The organism is Streptomyces sp. NPDC051940, from assembly GCF_040680895.1.
In the GTDB taxonomy this organism is placed as follows: Bacteria; Actinomycetota; Actinomycetes; order Streptomycetales; family Streptomycetaceae; genus Streptomyces.
This window is the reverse complement of record NZ_JBFAXR010000006.1, coordinates 112005-138230: the sequence shown is the minus strand read 5'-3', so window position 1 is coordinate 138230 and position 26226 is coordinate 112005. Positions and strand designations below refer to the sequence as shown.

General features: G+C 71.3%; 13 protein-coding genes and 3 pseudogenes. 3 read left to right on the top strand and 13 right to left on the bottom strand.

Annotation, left to right across the window (positions count from 1 at the left end; all coding sequences use genetic code 11):
• Window positions 1–101: 101 nt before the first annotated feature.
• From AB0M28_RS04850 to AB0M28_RS04835, 4 genes are all read right to left on the bottom strand, one after another.
• Window positions 102–3956: a S8 family serine peptidase gene (locus AB0M28_RS04850; protein WP_365397766.1), complete on the bottom strand. Its 3855-nt coding sequence runs from the start codon at window positions 3954–3956 to the stop codon at window positions 102–104.
• Window positions 3957–4299: 343 nt separating this feature from the next.
• Window positions 4300–5382, bottom strand: a complete 1083-nt coding sequence (locus tag AB0M28_RS04845; protein ID WP_365397763.1) for a helix-turn-helix domain-containing protein — start codon at window positions 5380–5382, stop codon at window positions 4300–4302.
• Between the two features lie 413 nt (window positions 5383–5795).
• The gene (locus tag AB0M28_RS04840) at window positions 5796–6470 is read right to left on the bottom strand and encodes a TetR/AcrR family transcriptional regulator (RefSeq protein ID WP_365397760.1); all 675 of its coding nucleotides are present in this window, start codon (window positions 6468–6470) and stop codon (window positions 5796–5798) included.
• Between the two features lie 64 nt (window positions 6471–6534).
• On the bottom strand, window positions 6535–8082 hold the full coding sequence (locus AB0M28_RS04835) for a long-chain-fatty-acid--CoA ligase (RefSeq protein WP_365397757.1): 1548 nt from the start codon (window positions 8080–8082) through the stop codon (window positions 6535–6537).
• 256 nt (window positions 8083–8338) lie between these two features.
• On the opposite strand from AB0M28_RS04835, the gene AB0M28_RS04830 reads away from it, so the two are divergent.
• Window positions 8339–9496: an acyl-CoA dehydrogenase family protein gene (locus tag AB0M28_RS04830; RefSeq protein ID WP_365397754.1), complete on the top strand. Its 1158-nt coding sequence runs from the start codon at window positions 8339–8341 to the stop codon at window positions 9494–9496.
• Between the two features lie 117 nt (window positions 9497–9613).
• Here AB0M28_RS04830 and AB0M28_RS04825 read toward each other — a convergent pair whose 3' ends face one another.
• The 7 genes and pseudogenes from AB0M28_RS04825 to AB0M28_RS04795 form a co-directional block, all read right to left on the bottom strand.
• Window positions 9614–11524: an alkyl sulfatase dimerization domain-containing protein gene (locus tag AB0M28_RS04825; RefSeq protein WP_365397751.1), complete on the bottom strand. Its 1911-nt coding sequence runs from the start codon at window positions 11522–11524 to the stop codon at window positions 9614–9616.
• A gap of 173 nt (window positions 11525–11697) precedes the next feature.
• The gene (locus AB0M28_RS04820) at window positions 11698–12825 is read right to left on the bottom strand and encodes an aminopeptidase P family protein (protein ID WP_365397748.1); all 1128 of its coding nucleotides are present in this window, start codon (window positions 12823–12825) and stop codon (window positions 11698–11700) included.
• A gap of 30 nt (window positions 12826–12855) precedes the next feature.
• Complete coding sequence (locus tag AB0M28_RS04815; protein WP_365397803.1) at window positions 12856–13014, bottom strand: DUF1214 domain-containing protein; 159 nt, start codon at window positions 13012–13014, stop codon at window positions 12856–12858.
• A gap of 52 nt (window positions 13015–13066) precedes the next feature.
• Window positions 13067–14050: pseudogene (locus AB0M28_RS04810) on the bottom strand (DUF1254 domain-containing protein); the annotation flags it as partial.
• 697 nt (window positions 14051–14747) lie between these two features.
• On the bottom strand, window positions 14748–16517 hold the full coding sequence (locus tag AB0M28_RS04805; protein WP_365397745.1) for a SulP family inorganic anion transporter: 1770 nt from the start codon (window positions 16515–16517) through the stop codon (window positions 14748–14750).
• Window positions 16518–16519: 2 nt separating this feature from the next.
• Window positions 16520–17197, bottom strand: a complete 678-nt coding sequence (locus tag AB0M28_RS04800) for a GAP family protein (protein ID WP_365397742.1) — start codon at window positions 17195–17197, stop codon at window positions 16520–16522.
• A 132-nt stretch (window positions 17198–17329) separates the two neighbouring features.
• Window positions 17330–19162 carry an alkyl sulfatase dimerization domain-containing protein gene (locus AB0M28_RS04795; protein ID WP_365397739.1) on the bottom strand — a complete coding sequence of 611 codons (1833 nt, stop codon included), beginning with the start codon at window positions 19160–19162 and terminating at the stop codon, window positions 17330–17332.
• A gap of 108 nt (window positions 19163–19270) precedes the next feature.
• Here AB0M28_RS04795 and AB0M28_RS04790 point away from each other — a divergent pair.
• Window positions 19271–19486: pseudogene (locus AB0M28_RS04790) on the top strand (hypothetical protein); the annotation flags it as partial.
• 170 nt (window positions 19487–19656) lie between these two features.
• Window positions 19657–20169: pseudogene (locus AB0M28_RS04785) on the top strand (amidohydrolase family protein); the annotation flags it as partial.
• Between the two features lie 277 nt (window positions 20170–20446).
• Here the strand turns inward: AB0M28_RS04785 and AB0M28_RS04780 are convergent.
• Together AB0M28_RS04780 and AB0M28_RS04775 are read right to left on the bottom strand one after the other, a co-directional pair.
• On the bottom strand, window positions 20447–21196 hold the full coding sequence (locus AB0M28_RS04780; protein WP_365397736.1) for a hypothetical protein: 750 nt from the start codon (window positions 21194–21196) through the stop codon (window positions 20447–20449).
• A 138-nt stretch (window positions 21197–21334) separates the two neighbouring features.
• Window positions 21335–26155 carry a DNA repair ATPase gene (locus AB0M28_RS04775; protein ID WP_365397733.1) on the bottom strand — a complete coding sequence of 1607 codons (4821 nt, stop codon included), beginning with the start codon at window positions 26153–26155 and terminating at the stop codon, window positions 21335–21337.
• Window positions 26156–26226: the final 71 nt, after the last annotated feature.

Below are 26226 nucleotides of genomic sequence, written 5' to 3'. Positions count from 1 at the left end.
GGGCGTACGGTGGCCGTCCGCAGATCGCAGGTCCGCCAGGGGCGCGCTGCTGCGGACGGGGTGGTCCCGGGGCGCGCCGTACGACGCGCCCCGGAGGTCTGCTACTTCAGGCCGTACGCGTGGTTGACGACCTGGACGGTGCGGTTGCCGTCCGCGTCCTCGACGGTGGTGCGGATGGAGACGAAGCCGTCGGTGGCGGACAGCTTCGGGTGCCGCACGGTGGCCTCGTACCGGCCCTTGGAGCCACCGGTGACGACGGCGTCCTGCCAGGTGGCGCCGTTGTCGTAGGACACCTGGACGGTGGCCTTCACGACGGGGACGGAGCCCCGGTAGTCGGCCGACCGCACCGCGTTCACGGCGAAGGTGAACGTCTCACCGGCGCCCGTGCGGTTGTAGGTGTCCACCGGTGCCCGGTAGCCGATGTGCATGATCGGCAGGGCCTCGCACAGCGTCGCCCCGGGCTTGTCGGCCAGGCAGCCCGGCACCGCGTCGGTGGTCGGAGCCTGCGACCGGAACGTCCACTCGGTGTGGGTGGTCGGGGACAGCTTCTGGTCGGAGGCGGCCCACACCGACCCGCGCCGTGTGTCCAGCACGAAGCGGTACTCGGCCGGCTCCGGGACCAGCAGCTTGGTGCTGTCCGTGATCCGCTCTCCGTTGCGGTACGTCGACCAGGTCCTGATCGGGCCCGTGGGGCTGTAGTGGGTCGGGTCGGAGTCGCCCTGGGCGGCCACGATGAAGGTCATGCCGGTGTCGGTGCGGCAGAGGCTGCACGGCATCGGGGAGTAGACCGACGGGTGGCTGGGCGCGTCGTACCAGCGGATGTTGTTGGTGACCCCGGCCTTGAGGGTGCGCACAGGCTCCACCAGGGTGTCGCCGCCCGCCTCCATGGTGTTGACCGTCTGCTGGTAGCGGACGTCAGGGTCGGCCAGCACGTAGTCGGTCCGCTGGACGGGCTGGGTGATGTACTGGCCCGCCCGGGTGGACATGGTGTTGTCGACCGTGTCCCAGCTGTGCCGGGTCTCGAAGCCGCGTCGCGTGGCCTGGTCACTGTGGAACACGGCCTTCTCGACCGCGAACTCCCGCTTGGCGGCGCGGATGGCCAGGTCGGACGGGATGCCGTCGATCACCACGTGGCCCTGGTAGGTGTAGGTGCTCTCGGCGACACCGTCGAGGCGCACCATCACCGGTCCGCGTGCCGCCAGCTCAAGCAGCCGGCTGCCCTGCTCGTAGTCGACCGCGAGCGCGGGGATCGGCGTCTTGGCGGGGACGATGGTCCGGATGGCGCCGGGCTCGTCGCGCATCGTGAACACGGCGCCGGCGCCCTTGGCCACCGCGAGGCGGACCTGGTCGCCGACGAGTGACGGGTTGGCGACCTCGACGAGCACCGCCTTGCCGGTCACGTCCTTGCCGGTGTAGTCGGCCTCCGCGCCACGGCCGACGGAGACCAACTCGAGGCGCTTGGTGCCCTCGAAGCGCCCGGACTCGGTGGGCACCAGGGCCTCGATGGGCTCGCCCTGCTGACCGTCCACGGACGCCCGCACGATCGGCTGGCGCACCGTCTCCCAGTGCTGGAGGCCGAGGGTGCCGAAGGGGACGTCGTCGACCGGGATCGCACCGAACTTCATGCTGTCCCAGTGCAGGCTGCCCGCGACACCCATCACGCCGTAGCCGTCCTCCTCCACGACGTGGCGGCGGAGGGCAACGCTGAACGACGAGCGGTCGAGGGGCCGCGAGTCGTCGGTCACGCTGAGGGAGAAGTCCTTCGCCTTGGTCGCGTCGACGGTGACCGTCCGGTCGCCGTCACTCAGGTCGACCGAGGGCACCGAGAACAGGTCGGTCGCCTTGGTGATGGGGCCGTCCACGGTCCGGATCAGGCCGATGATGCTGTAGCGGCCGCTGGGGACGCGGAACTCCTTGGTGGCGGTCTTGTAGAACTTGTCGTTCTGGAAAAACTCGCCGTCATCGCTCTGGAGGGTGATCGAGACGTAGTCGGGGACCGTGCCGTTGCGGTCCTTGAAGTCGATGACGACCCCGTGCTGGTCCCCTTCGACGACGGCCGCGATCACGCTGTGCACCGCGGTGCCGTCGCCGGCGGTGGCGGTGAGTGTGCCTCCCAGGTCGCCCTTCGCCGGCACCTTGTTGGGGTCGAGGGTCAGCTCCACCGCGGCGGTGCCGCCGGCGGGCACGGTGACCTGGGACGCGGACAGGCTGAACGCGTCCTGCGCGCCCGCCTGCACCGCGAGGGAGAGCACCAGCTCCTGGTCGCCGCTGTTGGTGTACGTGATGGTCCGGGACTCGCTCGGACGGGTGCCGTCCGCCCACTCCACCAGGCCGAAGTCGGCCTGGCCGGTGGCGGTGACGTGGCTGTTCACGGCCTTGGCGACATCCAGTCGGCCGGCGCCCTGCTGGTACGGGGTCGAGCCGTCCAGCCACTTGGAGCTGCTCATCAGCGCGTCCTTGAGACGCTGCCAGCTCCAGTCGGGGTGGCGCTGGGCGAGGATCGCGGCGGCGCCGGCGACGTGCGGGGTGGCCATCGAGGTGCCGTTGAGGCTGGTGTACGACTCGTTGACCGGCGTGCCCTTGGTCGTCCCGGCAGCCCGCGCCGCGACGATGTTCACGCCGGGAGCGGCGATGTCGGGCTTGAGGCCGGCGTTGCCGCGCAGCGGACCGCGGCTGGAGAAGCTCGCCAGCGTGTCGGTCTTGCTGTACGCGCCGACCGTGAGAGCCGACGCCGCCGCACCCGGGGCGGCGATGGTGGAGTCGGCGGACCCCGCGTTGCCAGCGGCGATCACGAACAGGGCGCCCGTGGACGCGCTGAGCTCGTTGACGGCCTGGCTGAGCGGGTCGGTGCCGTCGGCGCCCGGCCCGCCGCCGAGGCTCATGCTGACGATGTCGGCGTTGGCGGCGCCCCACTGCATACCGGCCAGCACCGAGGAGTCGGTGCCGTTGCCGCTGTCCGACAGCACCTTGCCGATCAGCAGGTCGGCCTGCGGGGCGACGCCCTTGTACGTGCCCCCGGACGCGGCGCCCGAGCCGGCGATGGTCGACGCGACGTGCGTACCGTGGCCGTTGCCGTCCTGCACGGTGGGGACCCCGGCGACGAAGGACTGCGTGGCGACGACGCGGTCCTTGACGTCGGGGTGGTTGAGGTCGACCCCGGTGTCCAGGACGGCGACCTTCACGCCCTTGCCGTCGAAGCCCGCCGCCCACGCCTGCGGCGCTCCGACCAGCGGGACGCTCACATCGAGGGAAGCCCTGACCTTGCCGTCGAGCCACACCTTGTCGATCTTCGACACGGCCGCGCCGGCGGGCGCCGCGGACGACGTGGCGAGCCCGGCGTCGCGTCCGGCCCTGGAGCCGGCGGCGACGGCCTTCAGGAAGCCGCGGGCCTTGTCCTTGTCGACCTTGGCGCCGATCGCGCCGAGCGCGGTGACCGGAGTCGTGGCGTCCGTGCCCGGGAGAGCCTCCGCCCGGCTCTTCAGGGAGCCGGCGGCCGGCTTGTCCGCGTAGTCGACGATGACGGGGATGTCGCCCGTGCCGGCGTCGTGGTAGCCGTCGGCGATCAGCTGGGTGAGGTCGAACAGGCCCTGGTCGAGCGTGCCTTCGGCGACCAGCGTCTGCGCGGACTCGGGGATCGCGTGCAGATGCCCCTGCTGGTCGTTGTAGACCTCGAAGACCGTCTCCGGGCCGGTCGGACCCGTCATGGTGACGGCCTGGCGGCCGTCGGCGTCGGTGGTGACCGTCGCGACGTCCCCGGTGAGCAGGGTCACGGTGGAGGACGTCGGCGCGCCGGTGGTGCCGGAACCGTCGGTCAGGACCCGTGCCGCGGCCGGGGTCGCCGGCGCCGCATCGGGCGAGGCGATCGCGGTGCCGGTGACCGCGAGGGATATCGCGGTGGCCAGGACCGTTGCGGACATCGCCGGTCTGGCGCGATGCCGCGTGCGCGTTGTGCGCATGGGTGGTGCTCCTTTCGCAATGCGAGGGAACCACGGCCTCTCCGCGCGGGTGTCCCGCGCCGACCTGACGGTCGTTCAATGCGCGTGACAGGTGCGGAAGTTCGGAGGTGTGGGGTGGTGGCCCGGCGCGAACCGACGGTGCGGGGCTGCCGACGGGGGCCGGGCGGTCGCCAAGCTAACAGCGGGCCCGGTGGGTGAACAGGGACGTCGTGACGGGTCTGCGACGCGTGGCACAAAGGCGCCAACTACCGGGCGCACTCCCGGGAGTCGCGGGAACCTGAGCAGGCCGGCGGCCTACGGACGCGCGGGCACGGCGCCCGGCTGCCGCTCGCGCCGCAGCCGGTCACGGCACGGCGCCCGGCTGCCGCTGGCGCGGCAGCTGAGCCCGCCGCAACCCGGTGCGCTTCCACGGCGCGGGGAGCCAGCCCAGTTGGGCGGCCTGCCAGCCGAGCTGCATACGGGTCTCGGCGCCGGCCTGTGCCATGAGGGTCTTCACCCGGCGCTGGACGGTGCGCCGTGCGATCCCGAACTGGCGGGAGATCATGTCGTCGGTCATGCCGGACAGCAGGAGAGTGAGCAGCCGGCGGTCCGCCGGTGTCAGCGCGGTCTCAGCCGCCGCCGGGTCCCCTTCGGCGTCCGCGGCGGTGTTCTGGTCCCCGAGCAGGACCGGATCGATGGGCAGCGCGCACAACCAGACCAGCTCGAAAAGGGAGAGCAGTGCGTCCAGCAGGGCTCCGGGGTACAGCAGCACCGCGTTGTGGTCGCGCTCGGGCCTGGAGGCCACGGGCAGCAGGGCCAGCTCCCGGTCGACGATCACCATCTTCAGCGGTATCCGGTCCATCACCCGCGCCTGCTCACCGGTCGAGACGTAGCCGGTGATCCGATCGATTGCGCCGGCCGACTCCAGCGACAGCCGGTCGTACACGGTCCGGTAGCGCACTCCCGCACGCAGCCGCTCCAGCTGCACCGCGTTGGGCGGGCTCCCCGCCTCCTGTGCGGTGTAGGGCGGGACGTCGAACATCAGCACCTCACGTCTGGCCCGCTGCTGGATCTGCTCGAGCTGTTGCGCGACGGCCCGCTGCGGCAGGATCTGCAGAATCCCGTCCAGCGATCCGGAGCGGTGCTGGGTCTTGCGGTACGCCGTGGCGAGCTGCCCCAGAGCCGCCCGGGCGGACTGCAGCTCCGCCATGCGCCGCAGCAGCAGTACCTCTCCCGCGACGTTCGGCGGGGCGGCGCTCAACTCCGTCCGGTCCTCAGTGCCGTGGGTGATCAGGCCCTGGGCGGCCAGGCGGCCGATGACCTCGTCCGCCTGTTCGGCGAGGAGTCCGAGCTGGTCGCGCAACTCGTCGGCGCGCTGCGGCCCGTCGGTGACCAGTGCCCGGTAGACGCGCTCCTCGTCGCTGCTCAGGCCGAGAGCCTCCAGCACGTTCGTTCCTTTCTCGGCTCTGCGCAACGGGCCTGGTGCCTTCGCGGTGCCGTTGCCGTGCCCGCTACGCCGCCGCAACGCCGCAACGCGTCGGGCAGCGGGAAGACGGGGGCCGTCGTCCGGGTGCGGTGTGATGCCGGACGTGATCCGGCGGCTGGGCCCTGCGCGGACACCCTTGACCGCCGCCGCGGGGGAATGGGGTGGCCGCCGCTGAGCCGGGGTCCACCGGCTCCGGCCGGCGACACGGACGCCGTCGGTCCGCGCCTGTGCTGCCCAAGGGCGGAACGCCCACGGGAAGCCTATGTACCGTGCTCGGCTGAGGGCAGGACCGATACGGACAGTCGATTGTCTTTTCCGGACACGGCCCTGAGTGACCGGCCTGGTCCGGAGCGACCGGCCCGCCCCGGCAGCCGTCAGCGGTGGCTGCGGGCCCGGTCCGAGGGCGCGGGGCCGAATCCCGCGTACAGGCTGTGGACGAGACGCCGTACCCGTCGCTCCCGTTCGTCGGGCGGGCAGCCGTACAGCGCGAGGAGGGTGTCGAAGCCGGGCTCGAAGGGGGCCAGCGCCAGATGCGGCAGCAGAAGCGACACCAGGCTGGTGAACGCGTCGACGTCCGCGTCGTCGTGGAACGCGTCGCCCCGGGTGCGGGCCTGTTCGACCAGCCCCCGGACAGCCGAGGCGTACACCCTGCGCGCGGGGCGGTGGACCCGCTCGCGCACGACGGGGTCGATCTCCAGGTGGGTGGCGGCGACCAGGCCGCGTTCCACGGGGTGCTCGCCGAACCACTGCACCCAGGCGACGACCCCGTCGCTCAGGTACTCGTAGTAGCTGCGGTCTGCCGGGATCGGGGCGACCCAGGGTGCCATCGCGGCCTGGATCCGCTGCGCGGCCAGCTCGGCGACGGCGGTGAAGAAGTCGAGCTTGTCCTCGAAGTACTGGAAGAGCGACCCCTTGGCGACCCCGGCCTCTCGCGCGATGATGTTGAGGCTGCCCGCGGAATAGCCCTGCCGACCGAACTCGCGCATCGCCGCTTCGACCACGCGCTCACGGCGCTCGGGCGCGAGGCGCTCCCAGGTCGTGGTGGGCAAGGTTCCTCCCAAGGGCTCGGACGATCCATCCTCGCAGACCGTCCGAGCCGCTTCGGGAGGGGCCTCAGTCGTTCCTGATGCCGGCCCGCAGCTCGCGCTTGAGGATCTTGCCGCTGGGGTTGCGCGGCAGTGCGTCGACGAAGTGGACACGGCGCGGCTTCTTGTACGAGGCGATCCGCTCCCGGGTGAAGTCGATCAGCTCGCTCTCGGTCGGCACCGGGACGCCCTGACGGGGCACCACGACGGCCGTGACCTCCTCGCCCCACTTCTCGTGCGGGACGCCGATGACGGCCACGTCGGCGATCGCGGGGTGCTCCGCCAGGACGGACTCCACCTCGATCGGGTAGACGTTCTCCCCGCCGGTGATCACCATGTCCTTCATGCGGTCGGTGACGTAGAGGTAGCCGTCCGTGTCGAGGTGGCCGGCGTCCCCGGTGCGCAGCCAGCCGTCGGCGGCGTAGAGGGCGTCGGTCTCCTCGGGGCGCTTCCAGTAGCCCGGGGTGTTGTGCCGGGAGCGGGTGTAGATCTCGCCGACCATGCCCGCGGGGGCGGGCTCGCCTGTCACCGGGTCGACGACCATGACCTCGACATCCGGCTTGGGGCGGCCGGTGGACTGCAGCAGGTACTGGCGGTCGCCGTCCGGGTCGTGCTCGTGCGGCAGCAGCCGCGCGACGTTGCCGACGGTCTCGGTGAGCCCGTACTTCTGCATGAACGAGCAGCCGAAGACCGTCATCGACCGGCGCAGCAGCGCCGGGGTGATCGGGGAGGCGCCGTAGACGACCAGACGCAGCCGGGAGAAGTCGCGCGCCTCGATCCCCGGCAGCGCGGTCACCATCTGGAGCACCGCCGGGACGAAGAAGGCGTGGGTGACACCCTCCCGCTCCATGACCTCGACGGCGGTCTCCGGAGCGAAGTCCGGGAGCATGATCGTGAAGGCACCGGCACACAGCGCGTTGATCAGCCAGCCGCAGCCGCCGATGTGGAACATCGGCATGGCGTCGAAGGAGACCGATTCGCCGTCCCACAGGTACTCGTCCAGGGTCTCCTGGTCGGAGTAGAGGTTGCGGTGCGTGATCAGTACGCCCTTGGGCAGGCCCGTGGTGCCCGAGGTGTAGAGCTGGAGCGTCACCTCGTCGACGTCGGCGTCCGAGCCGCGCCCCGGGTCGTCGTCGGGGTGCGCGGCCAGCCACGGCTCGTACGCCGCCACGTCGCCGGCCGGCTCCGTGCCGGTGACCACGAGCAGCAGCCCGGGCACGGCGTCGCGGACGGCGAGTGCGGCGGGCAGGAAGTCCGGCTCGGCGACCAGGATCTTCAGCTCGGCGTTCTGCGCGACGGCCACGAGTTCGGGCACCGCCAGCCGCCAGTTCAGCGGAACGGCGACCAGGCCGGCCTTCGCGCAGGCGAGCAGCACCTCGCCGGGCTCGATCCGGGTACGGGTGAGGGAGCCGATCCGCGAGCCGGCGGGGGCCTGCGCCAGCAGGGCGCGGGCCAGCCGGTTGGTACGGGAGTCGAACTCGCTGTAGCTGAGGACGCGCCCCTCACAGGCGAGTGCGCGCGCGTGTCCCCGTTCCCTGGCGTGTCGGCGGACCGCGTCGGGCAGGTGCTTGCCCATCGGGCTTCCCTCCATCGTCGTTGGCAGAGGCGGCGGCAGCGGCTCCGGTGCGCCGTGGTGCGCACCCCGAGCGTCGTATGACCACTCGGTCATGTTCCTCGAAGGAGCGTGCTTGCAGTTGCCGCGGATGTCAATGTCCGGCCCGCTGCGGCCAGCGTCGAAGCCGATCCCTGGGCGGGTTTCCGCACCATATACTTAACGAACGTTCCATGGAAGAGCCCGTGTGGGTGAGCCGATCAGACAGGAGGGACCGCCGATGCGCCGCACTGTGTTCACGGAGGACCACGAAGCGTTCCGGGCAGTGTTCCGGGACTTCGTCGCGGGTGAGGTCGTGCCGTACTACGACCAGTGGCTGCAGGACGGGCGGGTGCCGCGGGAGCTCTACCGCAAGCTCGGGGCGCTGGGCGTCTTCGGTATCGAGGTGCCGCAGGAGTACGGCGGCTCGGGCATCGACGACTACCGTTACCAGGCAGTGGTCGCCGAGGAGACGGCCCGGGCGGGCGTCGGCCTGGGCTCGGCGAGCGTGCACACCACGCTGGTCCTGCCGTACCTGATGAAGTTCGGGACCGACGAGCAGAAGAAGCGCTGGTTGCCGGGCTTCGCCTCCGGCGACATCATGACCGCCATCGCGATGACCGAGCCCGGCTCGGGCTCCGACCTGGCGGGCATGACGACGGCCGCCAGGCTGTCCGAGGACGGCACGCACTACGTCCTGAGCGGCGCCAAGACGTTCATCACCGGCGGTGCCTACGCCGATCTGGTCCTGGTGGTCTGCCGTACCTCCCCGGCCGTCCCCGAGGACCGCCGCGCCGGCCTGTCCATCCTGTGCGTGGAGTCCGCGTCCGAGGGCTTCGCCGTCGGCCGCAAACTGGACAAGATCGGCCTGAAGACCTCCGACACCGCCGAGCTGTCCTTCACCGACGTCAAGGTCCCGGTGGAGAACCTGCTGGGCGAGGAGGGCAGGGCCTTCTCGTACCTCACCCACAACCTGGTGGTGGAGCGGCTCGGTATCGCCGTGGGCGCCTGCGCGTCCGCGGCGGGGGCGGTGCGCTTCGCCACCGAGTACGTCAAGGACCGTACGGTCTTCGGCAAGCCGGTGGCGTCCTTCCAGAACACCAAGTTCGTGCTGGCCGAGTGCGCCGCCGAGCTGGAGGCCGCGCAGGCGTTCACCGATCGGGCGCTGGAGCTGCACGACGCCGGGGAGCTGACGGTCGCCGACGCGGCCAAGGCCAAGCTCTTCTGCACCGAGGCCGCGGGCCGGATCATCGACAAGTGCCTGCAGCTGCACGGCGGCTACGGCTACATCCTCGAATACCCCATCGCGCGCCTCTACGCGGACACCCGCGTCTCGCGCATCTACGGCGGCACCTCCGAGGTCATGAAGACCATCATCGCCAAGGACCTCGGCCTGTAGCCAGAGTGCCCGGGCGGAGCCGTCCACGAGGATCCCGGCCTGCCGTCCGGGCGTGCCCGGGCGGAGCCGCCCGGCAGGGCTCCTCGGTGCGGCGCCACCCCGAGGAGCCCGGCGGGGTCAGGGGGTGACCAGGTTGAAGTGGGGGTCGAAGGTGTCGGTGACCTTGGCGAGGGTCGCGAGCGCGCCCGTGTCGCCCTCGGTGGTCAGCGAGTAGCGGTCGATGGTGGCGGCCGCGTCGGCGGGCTTGAGGAGCAGGGCGGCCAGGGCCGGCTTGGGGCCCGTGACGCTGAGCTGGGCGCCGTCGGCGTGGCCGGGGCGGGCGTTGAGGACGCCGTTGCGGATCCACATGGTCCAGGGCTGCTCACCGGCCGGTCCGGTGAAGGTGAAGTTGATCCGCAGGTCGACGCCGGCGGCGGCAGGGCCGTCGAGGTGGACGCCGGCGAAGTCGAAGAGCAGGTCGACCGGCATGGCCAGGATGGTGTCGAGGCTGTCGGTGTTGAGCTGTCCCTCACCGCTGACCCCCTCGCGCAGTTCCTTGGCGGCACCGAGGAAGATGCCCCGGTACTGCGGGACTTCCTGCTGGTAGCCGAGCTGCTCGTAGGCGTCGGCCTGGAGGTCGCGCGCCTCGGTGTCGTCCGGGTCGGCGAAGACGAGGTGGTGCAGGACCTGGATCGCCCACCGGTAGTCGCCCGACTCGACGGCCTGGCGGCCCTCGGCGAGGATCTTGTCCCGCCCGATGAGCCTGACATGGCGCTTGGCGTTGTCGTCGGGCAGGAGCGGCAGGATCGTGGCGGGGTCGCCGTCCCAGAAGCCGAGCTCCTTGTGGAAGACGGCGCGGACGTTGTGGTGCAGTCCGCCGTGGTAGTAGCGGTTGTACCACTTCCTGCCGATGGCGTCGGGGAGTTCGACGATCTCGGCGGCCTCCAGCGGGGTCAGGCCCTGGTTGGCGTGGCGCAGGGACTGGTCGTGGATGTACTTGTACATGTCGCGCTGCGACTCAAGGAACGTCACCACGTTCTCGTTGCCCCACACCGGCCAGGTGTGCGGCCCGAAGTGCACCTCCGCCTGGTCACCCCACCGCACCAGCGTCTCGTCGAGGTAGCGGGCGAAGTTCCGCGCGTCACGGGTCCGGGCGCCGCGGATGGTCTGGATGTTGTGCATCGCGTGGTTGGCGTTCTCCGCGCAGGTAAGCGCCTTGATCGCGGGGATCCAGATGTGCATCTCCTCGGGCGCCTCGGTGTCCGGGGCGTAGAGGAACTCGAAATCCCAGCCGCCCAGCGTCCGCTTCTCACCGGTCCTCGTGACCGGGTCGGTGGGCGCGATGTAGCTGAAGTTCGGGTGCATGGCGCTGTCGCCGGCGCCGAGGCCGGCCGTGACGATGCCGCAGTCGCAGCGCGGGAGCAGGAGGCCGAACGTGTAGCCCATGCGGCGCGACATCGCGTTGCCGGTGATGACGTTCTCGCCGATCGCGTGCTTGTTGAACGACTCGATCGTGCCCGGCGCGACGATGGGGATCTTCCCGGAGGCGACGTCCGCCTCGTCGACGACGCCCTTGACGCCGCCGTAGTGGTCGAAGTGCGTGTGCGTGTAGATGACGGCGACCACCGGCTTGGTGTTGCCGGTCTCCTTGCGGAACAGCTCCATGGACGCCGCGGCGAGGTCGACGTTGTCCCCGGTGTCGATGATGACCAGGCCGTCGGGGGCGTCCACGATGGTGAGGGTCATGGTGATGCGGATCTGGTACAGGCCGTCCACGACCTGGTACAGGCCCTCGCGTTTGATCAGCTGCGACTGCCGCCACAGACTCGGGTTGACCGAGTCGGGGCAGGGTGTCTCGTCAGTGATGTACGCGAGCAGCTCGCCGTCGCGGATGAGGTCGCCGTCCTTGTTGTGCATCTTGTCCGGCAGACGGGTGATGAGGCCGCGGTCGATGTCCGCGAAGTCGGCCCTGTCCTCCATGGCGTACCGGGCTGCGGCAGCCTTGTTGATCTCAGCGGTGAAGGGTGTCGCCTTCTTCGGCTCAGCCATCTCGCACTCCCGTCCTCGAAGCATACGAACGCTACTAAGCAATTCCCCCATAATGACGCTAATCGGGCATTCGCTCTCCCGACACGCTCCACGGAGGATCCCGTCGTGAAGCGACGTGCGGATCGATCCGGATCCGGCCGGAGGCGCGGACCAGCCGCCGGGAGCGGGCTGCCTCAGCCCACGATCGCCATCGCGTGGTCGGTGCCGTTCAGGCGCTGTCCGCCGTCGGCGGTGACGGTCACGATGTCCTCGATGCGTACGCCGAAGCGGCCCGGCAGGTAGATGCCGGGTTCGATGGAGAAGCACATGCCGGGGACGAGGGGCTGCTCCTCGCCCTCGATCATGTACGGGGGCTCGTGGGTGGTCGTCCCGATGCCGTGGCCGGTGCGGTGGATGAAGTACTCGCCGTACCCGGCGTCGGTGATGTGCGCCCGTGCCGCCCGGTCGATGTCCTGGCATGCGACACCCGGGCGGACGGCCTCGAAGCCCGCCTGCTGCGCCTCGCGCACGATGTCGTGGACCCGCCGCTCCTCGTCCGTCGGCTCCCCGACGTGCACCGTGCGCGTGGTGTCGGAGCCGTAGCCGTGCATGAGGCCGCCGAAGTCGAGGACCACCATGTCGCCGTGCCCGATGACGCGGTCACCGGCCTCGTGGTGCGGGTTGGCGCCGTTGGGGCCGGAGCCGACGACCGTGAAGTCCACCTGCTCGTGCCCGAACCGGCGCAGCAGGTCCGCCAGGTCGGCGGCGACGTCGGTCTCCTTGCGGCCGGCGAACGTGACCTTCTTGATCTCCTCGTACGCCGCGTCGGCCGCGGCGCCGGCCGCCGCCACGCGTTCGAGCTCCGCCGCGTCCTTGACGGCGCGCAGCATGGGCAGTGCCTTGGTGACGGCCGTGTAGGAGCTGTCGGGCAGCTGCTCCTGCAGGCCGAGCAGGTGCATCGCCCAGGTGCTGTCGCTGATGGCGTACCGGCCGGCCTTGTCGAGCAGCGGTGCCGTGGTGCCGTACGGGTCCTGGCCGTCCGTCCAGTCGCGCAGGGTCAGCGCGCCGGCGCCGGGCGCCTGCTCGGCGTCGGGTGCCTCCAGCTTCGGTACGACGAGAACGGGGTCCTCTCCCGGTGCGAGCCGCAGCAGTGTGAGGCGCTCGGTCATGGCGGTGGGCTGGTAGCCGGTGAGCCACACCAGGTCCGGACCGGGTCCGACGAGCAGCCCGGCGAGCCCGGCGTCGGACGCGGTGGTCGCGGCGTGCTCCATGCGGGCCCGGTAGTCGTCGGCGGTGAACGGGGCCGGGGCGTCGGCCTTCAAGCGGACCTCCAGGTGGGTGCGGAGCGGGGATCAGGCGTACTTGACGATGTCGTCAGGGATCCAGGTCTGGTCGAAGAACGGGGCGGTGGGCCCGTACAGCCGCAGGGAGGCGACGAAGCCGTCCTCGGGGTCGGTCTGGATCCAGTTGGACGCGGGAACGCCTTCGGGGCATGCGGGACCGAGGTACAGGTCGAAGGAGTTGTCGTCGTTTCGCCTGTACGCGGGCGTCCAGGGAGTTGATGGACGGGAAGGGCTGCCCGGTCTCCAGCATCGTGCCGTCCTCGGGGCTGTACAGGGTCAGCGCCCAGAACAGCCGCGCCGGCACGTCCGGCGGCAGGTGCAGGTGGTAGGTGCGGTCGCCCAGCAGCGGGTCGCCGTCGCCGTCCCAGTAGGTGGAGGGGTACTTGGCTCCGCCGCCGACCACGCTCGCCACCATGGCCGACGCCATCGAGTAGGCGCTCATGAAGTACATGCCCTGGGCGTCGAGGTGCTGGTAGGAACTGGTGACGAAGTTCTCGTCGATGTCCGGCAGGGCGTTGAACCACCGGCGGGCGTTCGCGCCGGTGTAGTACTGGCGGTTGGGGATGCCGTCGGGAGTCGTCGCGATGGCGAGCAGCATCTTGGGCGCCGCGGCCGCGGCGTCGTCGAGGATGTCCTTGCGGCCGGCGAAGGGCTGGCCCTTGATGATGCCGATCGAGGCGAACATCCCCCGTACGAACGGGTCGATGGCGTCCACCGGCTGGTCCTGGACGAAGCCGTCGAGCATCTCGAAGAAGCTCGCGTCGCGGGGGTAGAGCATGTTCACGGCGACGCCGGAGGCGTCCGGGAACTCCATGGGCCGCCAGGGCGGGTTGGACCGGAGCGGGTAGACGACCGTCTGCTCGATCGCGGCCACTCCCTCGGCCGTACTGGGCGCGGCGTCGGTCTTGGTGAGGAACGCGCGCCAGAAGAGGAACACGTCGTGGGTGCGGCACTCGACGGTGAAGTACCCGGTCGGCAGCGGCGGGCCGTCGTAGTGCCGGGGGACGACCAGGTAGCGGCCGCCCTGGCCGCGGTCCGGGCCGACGAAGCCGACATCGGTCAGCGGACGCTGCCAGAAGTCGGTCAACATGCCGAGGATGCCGGGAGGGGCGTTGACCACCACGGGGCCGTCGCGCAGATCGAGGTAGCTCATCGCGTAGATCACGTCCGCGTTGGGCGTGGTGACCTTGCACGTCGCGTCCATGCGGCTCTTCCAGACCGGCAGGACGTGGTTGCCCGCGCCCCACTCGGCCTCGGAGCCGCGCTTCATCGCCAGCATGTTCACCGCCGGCAGTGCCGCCATGTACGACTGCACAGCCCGCTGGAAGTACTGCTCGTCCAGCAGGGCCTGTCGGTCAGCGTCGGAGAAGAACGAGTGGTCCGATGGCACGTGGGCCAAGTCGCGACCCTGTCGGCGCTGCTGCTGGCTCATGGCCTGCCTCTCTGCGGGAGAGCATCCCCTCGTGCAGTCTCACACGCGTCCCGGACGCTTGCATTCCGGTACGCGGCTGCGCACCGGAATGCGGCGTCACACGATCGTCGGCCCCTTCGCCGGTTCGGGCTCCGCGTCCGACTCCAGCCACAGGCGCGGTGGCTCGAGCGCCGAGCCGACCAGGAGGCCGAGGGCGATCACGACGACCTGGGTGATCAGCTGCCCGAGCTCCTGACCGCCCTCGACGGCGTCTCCGCTCGCCAGGACGGTCAGGCCGCGCAGCCCGAGGGAGCCGACCGCCAGCGCATCGCAGATGCCTCCGCCGGCGGTTCCGGAGCGGCGATGTTCCTGGGCGCCCTGCTCGACGGGGTGCCGGAGGCGTTCATCCGGAGCCTGGGCTTCGCCCTGGGGGACGGCGTCAACCTGGCGCGGCGTGTACGCGGAGGCGTTCGCCGCGGGGCGTGCCGGATCACCGATCTCGGGGCGCGGCGTCGGGTGCGGGCGGTTGCCGGGCGAGCCAGGCCTGGGCGTCGGCCAGCGCCCGCTCGACCGGCGCCAGGAGCGCGCCTTCGGCCGGGATGATTCCTCCGGGCCCGAGTTCGCGGTCGAGACCGGCGGCCTCCAGGGCGTGGACGAGCGCCGGCTGGGCGCCGGCGATGACGACCCGGCCGCCCTGCCGGCCGATCTCCGCCACCCGCCGGTGCAGCAGTTTGACGACCGTGGACGACGGGACGTCGGGAACGCCGCGCATCGCGAGGATCAGCACCGCGCCCGGCGAGTCGTCGCTGCGCGGCAGACCCTTCTCGATGTGGGGGAGTTCGGCGAAGAAGCTCACGCCGTCGTAGTAGAGGACGGTCGCGGCGCGGGCCGGCAGCCGGGCGGGGGGTCTCGTCAGCTGCCAGCCGCCCTGAGCGTCCCTGGTGAGTGCGTACAGGCGAGCCTGGCGGGCAGCCTGCACGCAGTACAGGAGCAGCGACAGGACCGCGCCCAGCACGATGGCCTGCTGCAGCGGCAACTGGGTGGTGGCGAGGAACGTGAGGATCATGGAGACGGAGGACAGTGCCGAGGTCCGCAGCACGAGCCGGATGTCGGCGACCTTGCCCAGGATCAGCTCGCCGCCCACCACCAGGATCAGCCCGCCGATGACCGCCATCGGGATCCGGTCGGCCAGCGGGGCGCACACCAGGACCACCAGGGCGAGGAACACACCCGAGAACACCCCCGCCCAGCGGGTGCGCGCACCGGCCGACACGGCCACCCCGGTACGGGACAGCGATCCGCCGGACGGCAGCGAGCTGAACAGGCCGCCGGCCGCATTGGCCAGCCCCTGCGCTGTGAAGTCCCCGTTGACGGACGTGCGCGAGCCGTCCGGGTTGGGCATGGAAGGGCCGATGCTCGCCGCCTGGGCCAGTCCCACCAGTGCGACGGCGAACGAGCCGCCCAGCAGGTGCCCCACGGCCGACAGGTCCGGCGCGGAGAATCCGGGGAGCGCGGCGGGAATGTCGGCGATGTCCCGTACGAGCTCGACGTCCGTACCGGTCACCGCCACCGCGACACTCGCCACGACCATGGCCACCAGCAGCGCGACCGGGCGCAGCCGGCGGACCAGGCGGGTCAGCGCCCACACGGCGATCGTGCCCGCCGCCACGAGCGTGGCCGCCACCTGCCAGTCCGCCACGTGCACGAGCCAGTCGCCGAGCTGGTAGAGGCGGTTGTCGCCGTGCGGTTGGTAGCCGGTGGCGTCCTTCAGTACGCCGGTGACGATCTGCAGCGCGATGCCGGTGGAGAAGCCCGTCATCACGGCGTTGGAGACGAAGCTCATCACCACGCCGAGCTTCAGTACGCCCATCAGCAGCATGACGAGCCCCGTGAGTACGGTCAGCGTCGCGATGTTGCCGGGGTCCTTCGGATCGAGCCCGGCGTCCTTGATCACACTCTGCGAGGTGAGGGCGATGGCGCTGGTCAAGGTGGTGACCATGAGCACGGTGCGGGCGGTGAGCGAGCCCACGACGGCGGGCACCACACCCGCGTACAGGCCGGCGACCGGGTTGAAGCCCGCGATGGAGGCGTACGCCATGCCCTCCGGGATCGAGAACAGCCCCGTCACGAAGCCCGAACCGGCGTCCGCGGCTGTGGGTCTGCCCCATCGTCCGGCCCACCGTGCGGCCCACCGTGCGGCCCACCCGCGGCGCGGTCCGGAGCCCGCCGGCTCCTTGGGCGCCGCCGCCGGGTCGTCCATGGTCAGCCCGCGAGCCCGCTGACCGCGTCGCCGACGTACTTGGCGCCGAGGACCAGCAGCAGCGTCGTCATGATCGCCGAGTTGTGGCGGCTCATCCACCCCTTCCAGCCGTCGAGGACCCGGGCCGACTTGGCGCCGCCCAGCAGGTAGACGAGCAGAGGCGCCAGCGTGCACAGGGAGCCGATCAGCACCATGAGCACCGCCGCGACGGTCTTGCCGCCGGCCGAGGCACTGCTGCCGGCGATGGAGACCGCGCCGCCGATCGCCAGGACGAGGTTCTTCGGGTTGGCGATCGCGAGCAGGGCGGCGAGTCCTGCGGCCTTGCCCGGCGTGAACTTGTCGATCGCCTTCATCCAGCCGGGTGTCTGCGCCTCGTGCCCCTCCCGTGGCCGGTCCTTCCACTGCTTGGCGCCCAGCAGGACGAACAGCGCGCCCAGCGCGAGCTTCAGCCACAGCGTCCAGGTCGCCGGACCGTCGTCACCCGAGGCGTCCGCGCCGGATCCCGCGAGGACCACGACGGTCACGACCGCGGCCAGCGAAGCCACCCAGCTCAGGGTGAAGGCGGTGCCGTTGACACGGCCGCGGGGCGTGGCGAGCATCAGCACCATCGCGATCAACGGGACGGGACTGATGGCGATACCGACCGCGGAGGCCAGCATCTGGCCGATCGCGTCTCCCATGGGACCTCCTGGCTTGACGGCCTCCGCCTCCGGTGAGGCGGGATGGCGGGGACAACCGCACCGCCCGCCGGCGGCTGCGGCGCGTGCGCCCGGCGGCGGGGGGGTGCGCTCCGCGGTGCGGGCGGCACCGGCTCAGGGGGTGACGACCGGGAAGGTGGGGTCCGGTTTGGCGGTGTAGCCGAGCAGGCGGGCCAACAGCGTCGCGTCCCCCTCCGCCGTGATGCCGAGTTCCTCGATGCCCTTGCCGGCGAGCAGGGCGAGCAACTGGGGCTTGGCCAGGGTGAGGGTGAGGCCCGCAGGGGTGCGCGGTGAGTCGACGGCCCGGTGCGTCAGCGCGCCGTTGTGCAGGGTCAGGCGGTGTCGCTCGTCCGAGTCGGTCAGCACGAGGTCGATGGTCAGCTCGTCGTCCCAGGCACGGGGGCCGTCGATGGCGATGGCGACGGTGTCGATGAGCATCGGCACGGTCAGGGCCATCGCCATCTCGGGGTTCGCCAGGTCCACGCCGCCCGGGATCTCGCCCTGTCGCAGCTCCAGCGCCCCGGTGAGGTACTCGTTGCGCCAGGTGGCGTTCTCGCTCCCGTGCCCCAGCTTCTCGTACACGGCGGCGAGCCGGTTCCTGGCCTCGCTGTTGTCCGGGTCGGCGAACACCACATGGTTCAGCAGGGTCGCCGCGAAACGCAGGTCGCCGTCATCCGCGTACCTGCCCGCCTTGGCGACGGCCTCGTCGGGGCCGCCGCACACGTCGACGTAGCGGCGTGCCTGCTCCGCCGGCGGGTGCTCCCACAGGTGCGCCGGGTTGCCGTCGTACCAGCCGAGGTAGCGCTGGTAGATCGCCTTGGTGTTGTGGCTGAGCGAGCCGTAGTAGCCGCGCGCGTGCCAGGACTTCGCCACACCCGGCGGCAGCTGGATCTCCTCGGCGATCTCCGCGCCCGTCAGGCCCTGGTTCATCAGCCGCAGGGTCTGGTCGTGCATGTACGCGTACAGGTCGCGCTGGACGGTCAGGAACCCGACGACGTTGTCGTGGCCCCAGGTCGGCCAGTGGTGGGAGGCGAAGGCGACGTCGTACTGCCCGTGGAAGTACTCGATCGCCTCGTCCAGGTAGTGCGCCCAGATCCGGGAGTCGCGCACGACGGCGCCGCGCAGGGTGAGCACGTTGTGCATGTTGTGCGTGGCGTTCTCCGCCAGGCACAGGGCCCGCCGGTCCGGGAAGACGAAGTTCATCTCCGCCGGCGCCTCGGTGCCCGGGGTGAGCTGGAAGACGATGCGCACCCCGTCGACGGTCTCCTCCTGCCCGGTGCGGGTGATGTCGACGGTCGGGGGGATCAGGCCGATGGTGCCCGACGAGGTGGCCTGCCCCAGGCCCACGCCGATCTGCCCGTCGGGCGCCTTCGGCAGCTGGACCCCGTACATGAACAGCCCTCTGCGGGCCATCGCGTTGCCGGCGTACACGTTCTCGCTGACGGCGTGCTCCATGAACCCGGCCGGCGCGAGGATCGGTACACCCTTCTCCGCGCCGTGCGGGACGACGCCGCGCACGCCGCCGAAGTGGTCGCCGTGCGAGTGGGTGTAGATCACGCCGGTGACCGGACGCTCGCCCCGGTGCTCCTGGTAGAGAGCGAAGGCCGCCGCGGCGGTCTCGGCCGAGATCAGCGGGTCGATCACGATCACCCCGCGCTCGCCCTCGACGAGCGTCATGTTGGAGATGTCGAGGCCGCGGACCTGGTAGACACCCTCGGTGACCTCGAACAGGCCCTGGCGTGCGCACAACTGCCCCTGCCGCCACAGACTCGGGTGGGCGGTCTCGGGACACTCGTCTTTCAGGAACCCGTAGGCGTCGTTGTCGAACACGACCCGGCCGTCGGCCGCCTTCACCACCCCGGGCACGAGCGCGCCCAGGAACCCGCGGTCGGCGTCCTCGAAGTCGGTACGGTCGTCGAAGTCGGGCAGTGCCCTGTCAGTCGCCACCTTGCGCCTCCGCGTGGGGGGGGAGAGAGATGGGGCGCACCAGGGGTCGGGTTCGCCCGCACCGGACCGTTCCATCCTCGGCCGGCCCGCCCGCGGCGGCGCGACAAGCTGGGCCGTCAGGGTGACGGACGCGCATCGACGTCCGACGCTGACAGCCATGCGAGGGGGACGTCCCCTTGCCTGAACGGAACGGCGCTGTCAGGCCGGCGTCCGGCCGGCGGTGCGAGGCCGGTCGACCTCACCCTCGACCGCCTGCACGTGGTGATCCAGACCGCGATGGGCTGGGCGAACTACCACATGCACGTCTTCGAAACCCCGGCCGGCGACTACGGACGTCGCGACAGTGAGCGTTGCCCGGTCCCGCCGCTCTACTGCCTCCCGGACTTCAAGATCACGGGCTCGTTCGACGCCCGGCTCGCAAGCGTCGCTGTAGAACACCCCTGGGTACGCCGAGAACAATTTGGAATTTGGTCGCTGATGTCGCTCGGTGTGTGCGCCCGCGCGAACACCAGGCGGCGCTGTGGCAGGGCCTGCGCACCAACGACCTCCAAGTGGTCTCCACCGACCACTGCCCGTTCTGCTTCGTCGGCCAGACGGAGTTGGGCCGCGGCGACTTCTCGAAGATCCCCAACGGCCTCCCCGGGGTGGAGAACCGCATGGACCTCCTCCACCAGGCGGTCCGGGACGGCCACATCACCCGCCGGCGCTGGATCGAGATCGCGTGCGCCACGCCGGCCCGGATGTTCGGCCTGTACGGCAAGAAGGGCACGATCGCCCCGGGTGCGGACGCGGACGTGGTGATCTACGACCCGGCCGCCGAGCAGACCATGTCAGCGGACACCCACCACATGAACGTCGACTACTCGGCCTACGAGGGCAAGCAGACCACCGGCCAGGTGGAAACAGTCCTCTCCCGCGGTGAACCGGTCATCGACCAGCGCAAGTACGTCGGCCGCGCCGGCCACGGGGTGTACCTGCCGCGGGGTGTGAGCCAGTACCTCGGCTAGGGCAGCGGGTCGTCCTGGGCCGCCGACGAGAATCTTGGAAGACCCACGATCCAGACACGCCCCGATCTGGTCAGCGAGAAGGCGTGGCGGAATCCCTTGCCAGTGGGCGGCTGCTCCAGGTGTGCCGTCCCGCGCGCAGCACAGTGGCAGGTGGATACGGGGCGGGCGGGAGTGATCCCTACGCCAGGGAACTGGCGCGGCAGGCACGGGAGCAGGAGAAGGAGCGCAGGGCCGCCGAGGCTGAGGCCAGACGCAAGGCGCGTGAGGACAAGGTCGCCTACGAGGCGGCCCGGGACGGCAGTGCGCTGACCTTCGGCCAGCTGAAGCAGGAGTTCACGCCCCAGCGTTCGCCCCGTCCAAGCGGCGGAGCAAGCCCAGCCCGCAGCCGCGCTGGCAGGACCACGCGCGGGCCGAGACGGAGCGCACCCAGAGCGCCGATGAGGCTCTGGCCCGGCACGAGGAACGCAACCAGCGCGAAGCGGCGCGAGTCGCGGAGTGGAACGCCGGCATCGAGCGGAGGCGTGCCGGCTACTACCGCGAGCGGGACGTCGAAGCCGTCGAGTGGTTCATCGACCAGGCCCTGGCGGCCTCGAAATATCCGCACGGCTTTCCCAAGGCCCACCGGGTCTCCTACCAGGCCGATACCGGCGACCTGTTGGTGGAGATCGACCTTCCGCTGGAGGAGGTGGTGCCCGCGGCTCGTGCGTACCGATACGTGAAGACCCGCGACGAGCTCACCCCGGTGCCACGCCTGGACAAGGACCGCAAGGACCTCTACGCCTCCGTGCGACCGCGCGACCGGCCGTGACGTCCACCCCTGCTTGATCACCCTCCAGAGCAGCCGGGAGGAGTTCGCCGAGCCGGTCTTGACCCAGGTGGACCCCAGGGCCTGCCTGAAGCGGCTGCGCTCGCTCATCGTCAAGCGCAAGCCGCGCCAGGGCGGAGCGCGGCGCACGGGACACACACGTGTTCCGATGAACACGATGGCCGTGATGTTGCCCGGCACGCCGGCGAAGTCAACCGTCACCGTTTGGTCGTCACTCCCAGCTGACCTGGACGGTCCCACGTCGCGGCACGAACGCGCGTGCCGGGCACCTCTGGGCGCGTTGACGCATCCGCCCGTACCAGCCGGCTGAGGCGCTGTCCGGTGCGCCGCCCCTCTCCGTCATGACCATATCCGCGCGCCCGCATACGCCGCTTTCACCGCGTTCCACCGCTCCGCCTGCGTCGTTGTCAGCCGGCCGCGCAGTTCGGCGAGCTTGAGTAGGTTCGCCTCTGCGCCGGTGGTCAGGGTCTGGGCCTCGCCCAGATAGTGGTCGTCGATCAGGGCCTCCACCTCGGCGTCGGTCATCACCGGCAGGATGCGCTCTGCGAGCTTGTTGGTGTTGCGGTACGAGCCCTGCAGCAGGAAGGGCGGCTCCGTACGGGACTCCGCGGACTGGGCGGCGGAGGCGATGTAGGCGGCGTTGACCCTCAGTACGGTGCCGCGGACCTGGAGCAGTTTGCGCAGGACGGAGAGGATCTGCTCCAGCTCGGCGGGGGTGTAGGGGTGGGCCAGGCGGTCCGTCGTCGCTGTGGCGTCGCCCGCGGCGATCCGTGCCAGCAGGTCGATGTCGTCCCGCTCGCGTGCGGCGAGCGGGGCCAGGACCGGGTTGCTGGTGAGGGCGTTCTCGATGTGGCTGAGGGCGAACAGGTCCTCCTTGCCGGACAGGACGTCGCCGAGGTTCCACACATCGGCCCGGTTGGCCAGCATGTCGGGGATGCGGAAGCGGGCGCCGGATTCGGTGAAGGGGTTGCCCGCCATGCTCACCGCGAACCGCTTGCCGCGCAGGTCGAAGGTGCGCGGCTCGCTGTCCCACACCCCTTCCATCCGCCGCTGGGCGTCGCACAGCGGGATGAACTTCTGCAGCAGTTCGGGCGAGGCGTGCTGGATGTCGTCCAGGTGGAGCAGGGTGTTGGTGCCCAGCGCCAGCGCGAAGTTGATCTTCTCCACCTCGCGGCGGGCGGTGGCGTCGGGCGCTGCCGCCGGGTCGAGTGAGGTCGTACGGTGGCCCAGTGCGGGGCCGTCGATCTTGACGAAGAGCAGGCCGAGGCGGGCGGCCAGGTATTCCATCAGGGTCGTCTTGCCGTAGCCGGGCGGGGAGAGCAGGAGCAGCAGGCCCTGGCTGTCGGTGCGTCGGGCTTCGCCGTCGGCGCCGAGCTGTTTGGCGAGGTTGTCACCGATGAGGGGGAGATAGACCTGGTCGAGGAGGCGGTTGCGGACGAAGGCCGGCATGACCTGCGGGCGGTAGGTGTCCAGGCCCAGTCGGGCACGTTCGGTGGTGATCAGCGCGGTACGGCGGGCTGTGTAGGTGCGGTATGCGGGCACGCGGACCGTGGCGAACTCGGCGGTGCGGGCGAGGAATTCGTCCAGGCGCAGCGGGAGGCGGCCGGCGTGCAGGCGCGGGTGGGCGCCCAGCAGGCCGTCGACGGTCGTGGTCACCGGCCCCTCGACGTCCCGTCGGGGCAGTGCGTCCGCGGTGAGTTCCATGGCCACGGCCTCGGGCAGTTCGGCCGCCTGCGCCTGGCCGGTGGTCGCGGTGTACGCGCCCAGCCAGGCGGTGGCCAGCTGGTGCCGGGCGGCCAGGTCCTCGCCGAGGGTGTCCAGGTCGGCTGTGTACTCCTTGACCGCGGCAGGCCCGCCGAGCCGGTCGCGGAACCCGGCGAGCAGGGCGCGGGCGCCGGGGCTCGTGACGAAACGCGGTCGGCCGGCGGCCAGTTCCTCCACCAGATAGGCGCCCACCGCGGGGCCGGCCGTGGTCAGCCCGATACGGGACGCGAACGCCGCTGCGTGAAGAGCCAGTTCCTCCGCGAGCTCGTCCAACGCACCGCTCCTGCCGAACACCGCGCGCATCCGGGCCAGCGACTGGGCCCGCGTCGTCCAGGCCGTGCGCTGCGCCTCGTCCGTGCCGTGCGCCCAGAACAGCTGGGCGGCGGAGCGTACCTGCGGGGTGAAGCGCAGCAGACCCGCCTGGGCGCGCAGCCGCAGCAGCGCGCTGAGCAGCGCCGCGGCGTCGTGGTCGTGGACGCCCCGGTCGTAGCCCTCGTCGTACGCCTGCTGGGCTGCCTCGCGGGCCAGCGCGAGCAGGCCGCCGTCCTGCCGTGCCGCGGCGGTCAGCGCGTCCTCGCCGGTGGTCGCGAGCATGCGGGCGGCCAGGTACTCGGCGCGGTAGACCTGAGGCGACTCCGAGACCAGCGGCTGGTCCCAGAAGCGGCGGGTGTCGGCGAAGCCGGCGTCGCGGATCGCGGTGCGGTAGTCGGTGGCGGTGATGGCGAAGGACAGGGTGTCGCCGTGCGGGACGAGGGTGAGTTCGACGGGCTGGGTGTTGATGGTGAAGCGGTGCCGGCCCAGGCGCAGGGTGCCGCCCGTGTCGTACAGCTCGGTACGGTCGCGCAGCGCGCGGGCCGCCTCGTGGCGGGCGGCCTTGAGACGACCGTCGAGTTCGTCGGCGCGCACCGCGTCGTCCAGTGTGCGCAGCTCCTCGGCGGTGGCGCGGACCTTGGCCACCAGGGCGTCGGATGCGAAGAAGGTGTTGATGTCGTCGACAGTGGTGAGGGTGCCGGTGCGGCGGCGCACGGTGCCCAGGATCCGCTCGGCGGAGACGGCGAGCCGGTCGGCGTGCCGGGCGCGGTCGTCGAGCTGCTGCTGTCGGCGGGCGGAGAAGGCCTCGTCGATCTCCTCGCGCCGGGTGGCGAGCTGCTCGGCGAAGTCCTCGTACGCGCCGAAGCGGGCCTCGAGGTTCTCCACCTGCAGCAGCAGCCGGCCCAGCTGCTCGTCGCACTCCTGCGGGGTGGTCGCCGCGGCGAGCGCGCCGGTGGTGGCTTGGCCGAGCAGGGCGAACTCCGCGGTGAACGCCGCCAGTCCCTCGCTCTGGAGCAGCTCGCGGCGCCGGGCGTCGAGGATGGCGCGGACCCGGTTGACGGCGCCCAGGACCTCGCCGATGCTGGCCAGGATGGAGGTGCGGACGGTGGCGTCGGCCGGCTCCAGGCTGCCGACGACGTCGGTGACGACGCCGAGGGCGTCGGCCTGCTCGGCGATGCGCGCCACCAGCGGTGCGGTCTCGGCGACGGTCGTCAGCGCCGCCGCCTCGTCGGCGAGAGCCGCCACGGTCTCGTGGCTGGCGTCGAAGGCGTGCGCTGCGCTGAGGAAGGCCACCGCGCGGCGGCCGGCGGCGGCCAGGTCGTCGTCCAGGGCGGCGACGAGGTCGTCGATGCGCGGGGCGTCGATGTAGCGGATGTCGCGCAGGGTCTCCAGGTGACCTTGGGCGTGGCGGAGTTCGGCGATCTGGCGGACCCAGCCGTCGGCGGTGTGCGGCTGCTCGCCGCGGATCCGGCGTACCAGGGTGGCGGCCCTCATGGCGGCCTCGCCGAGAGCGGCGTCGGCCTGGCGGCGCAGCTGCTCGACCCGCTCGAACTCGTCGATGACCTGTTCGGCGGTGGAGCGTACGGTCTCCAGCGGCTCGGCGAGCGCCCCGGCGCCCGCGCCCAGCTCCTGGTCCAGCCAGTGGTAGCTGTCCGCGACCCGCACGGCGGCAGCGGTGATCGCCTCGAACACGGCGGCGCTGGGTGCCATCTCGTCGGCCGTCCGGGCGACGGAGAGGCAGTCGGAGATGCCGCGCACCAGGTCGGCGTTGCCGATGCGGGCGAGCGGCCCGGTGCCGGCGGGGCGGGCGGCGGCGTGGGCGTCGGAGCAGAACGGCGTGCGCCAGACCTGCATCGGGTGCACCCGGGTGGGCTCGTCACCGACTGCCCTGAAGACGATCAGTGTGCCGTCGTCGAAGAGCGACCAGCCGTGGGTCTGCCAGGGGGTGGCGACTTCTTTGCGGATGACGTTGTAGGGCAGCAGCAGGGTGCGGCCGTCGGCGCGGGCGTGGAAGACGTACAGCACGTCCTCGCCGTTGGGTGAGCGGACGGCGCGCTCGTACTCCAGGTCCGCGGTGTCGGTGTCGAAGGTCTTGGCGGCGTGGCCGGCGGGCACGTCGGTGAGGTAGTAGCCGCCGGGGAAGATGATGCCCTGGTCGTCCGGCAGGCGGCGGCACGCCTGGCCGATGCCGTCCAGGCGGACGACTTCGCGGCTGCGGGTGTTGAAGACCAGGTGGCGGCGGACGCTCTCGCCGTAGGGGAGGATGCGCAGCAGCACCAGCGGGCCGACGCGGGCGTGCTCGATCTCGGCGTCGGCGAGGGACTGCAGGGGCTCGTCGACGGGCTCGCCGTAGATGCCCTCGCCGGTCTCGGTGTTGTCCTCCACCTTCACCGTCAGGGTGCCGCCGACGCACTCCACGAACACGGCGTCCTGGATGTTCACGTGCGGGTGGCGCCCCGGTACGTGGTCCTCGCGGGTGGCTACGGCCCAGGTGAAGTCGTGGGCGGCGGGGAAGACATGGTCGCGCTCACCGCGGCTGTCGACGTAGCTCACCGCGCCGTCCGGAGTGATACGCCAGCGCAGCACCCGGATGTCGGCCGGCTTCGCGCCGGTCTGGAAGACCGCCAGCAGCAGCGGTCCGAGGCGGCGCAGCTGCAGTAGCCGGCTGTCCTTGTAGTAGCGGTACAGCTCGGCGAAGTCCCGTACGAACTCCGGGTCGTCGAGCAGGCCTGGCAGGTGGCCGGGGGTGAAGCGGACCGACTCCGCCTCGTCGGTCTCGGCCGGCTCGGGACGGACCAGGGACAGGACGTCGCCGACCTCGGTCTCGGACTTGAGGCCCAGGAAGACGTTGTAGCCGAACAGCAGCTGCCCGCCGGCCTCGACGATGTCGCGCGGGACGCAGTTGTGCTCGGTGCGGATCCGCTCGGTGCCCACCAGTTGCGCCGCCGTGCCGCCGAAGGTGGCGACGCGCTGCTCGTTGAGGGCCGTCGCACGCTCGGCGAGGTCTTGGGCGGCCGCGCGCAGGCGGTCGCGCAGAACCTCGTAGGTGCCGGCCTCCAGCCCGGTTCCGGTGTCGGTGGTCACCGCTCTTCAGCTCCTTGGTGGTGGTGCGGTCGGCGTGGGGGCGGGACGGGGACTCCGCCCCCACGCGTGGG

Excerpts from the sequence above, each read along its gene's own strand:
- AB0M28_RS04830 (WP_365397754.1), top strand. The coding sequence starts at position 8,339 with ATGCGCCGCACTGTGTTCACGGAGGACCACGAAGCGTTCCGGGCAGTG.
- AB0M28_RS04825 (WP_365397751.1), bottom strand. The coding sequence starts at position 11,524 with ATGGCTGAGCCGAAGAAGGCGACACCCTTCACCGCTGAGATCAACAAG.
- AB0M28_RS04835 (WP_365397757.1), bottom strand. The coding sequence starts at position 8,082 with ATGGGCAAGCACCTGCCCGACGCGGTCCGCCGACACGCCAGGGAACGG.
- AB0M28_RS04800 (WP_365397742.1), bottom strand. The coding sequence starts at position 17,197 with ATGGGAGACGCGATCGGCCAGATGCTGGCCTCCGCGGTCGGTATCGCC.
- AB0M28_RS04850 (WP_365397766.1), bottom strand. The coding sequence starts at position 3,956 with ATGCGCACAACGCGCACGCGGCATCGCGCCAGACCGGCGATGTCCGCA.
- AB0M28_RS04805 (WP_365397745.1), bottom strand. The coding sequence starts at position 16,517 with ATGGACGACCCGGCGGCGGCGCCCAAGGAGCCGGCGGGCTCCGGACCG.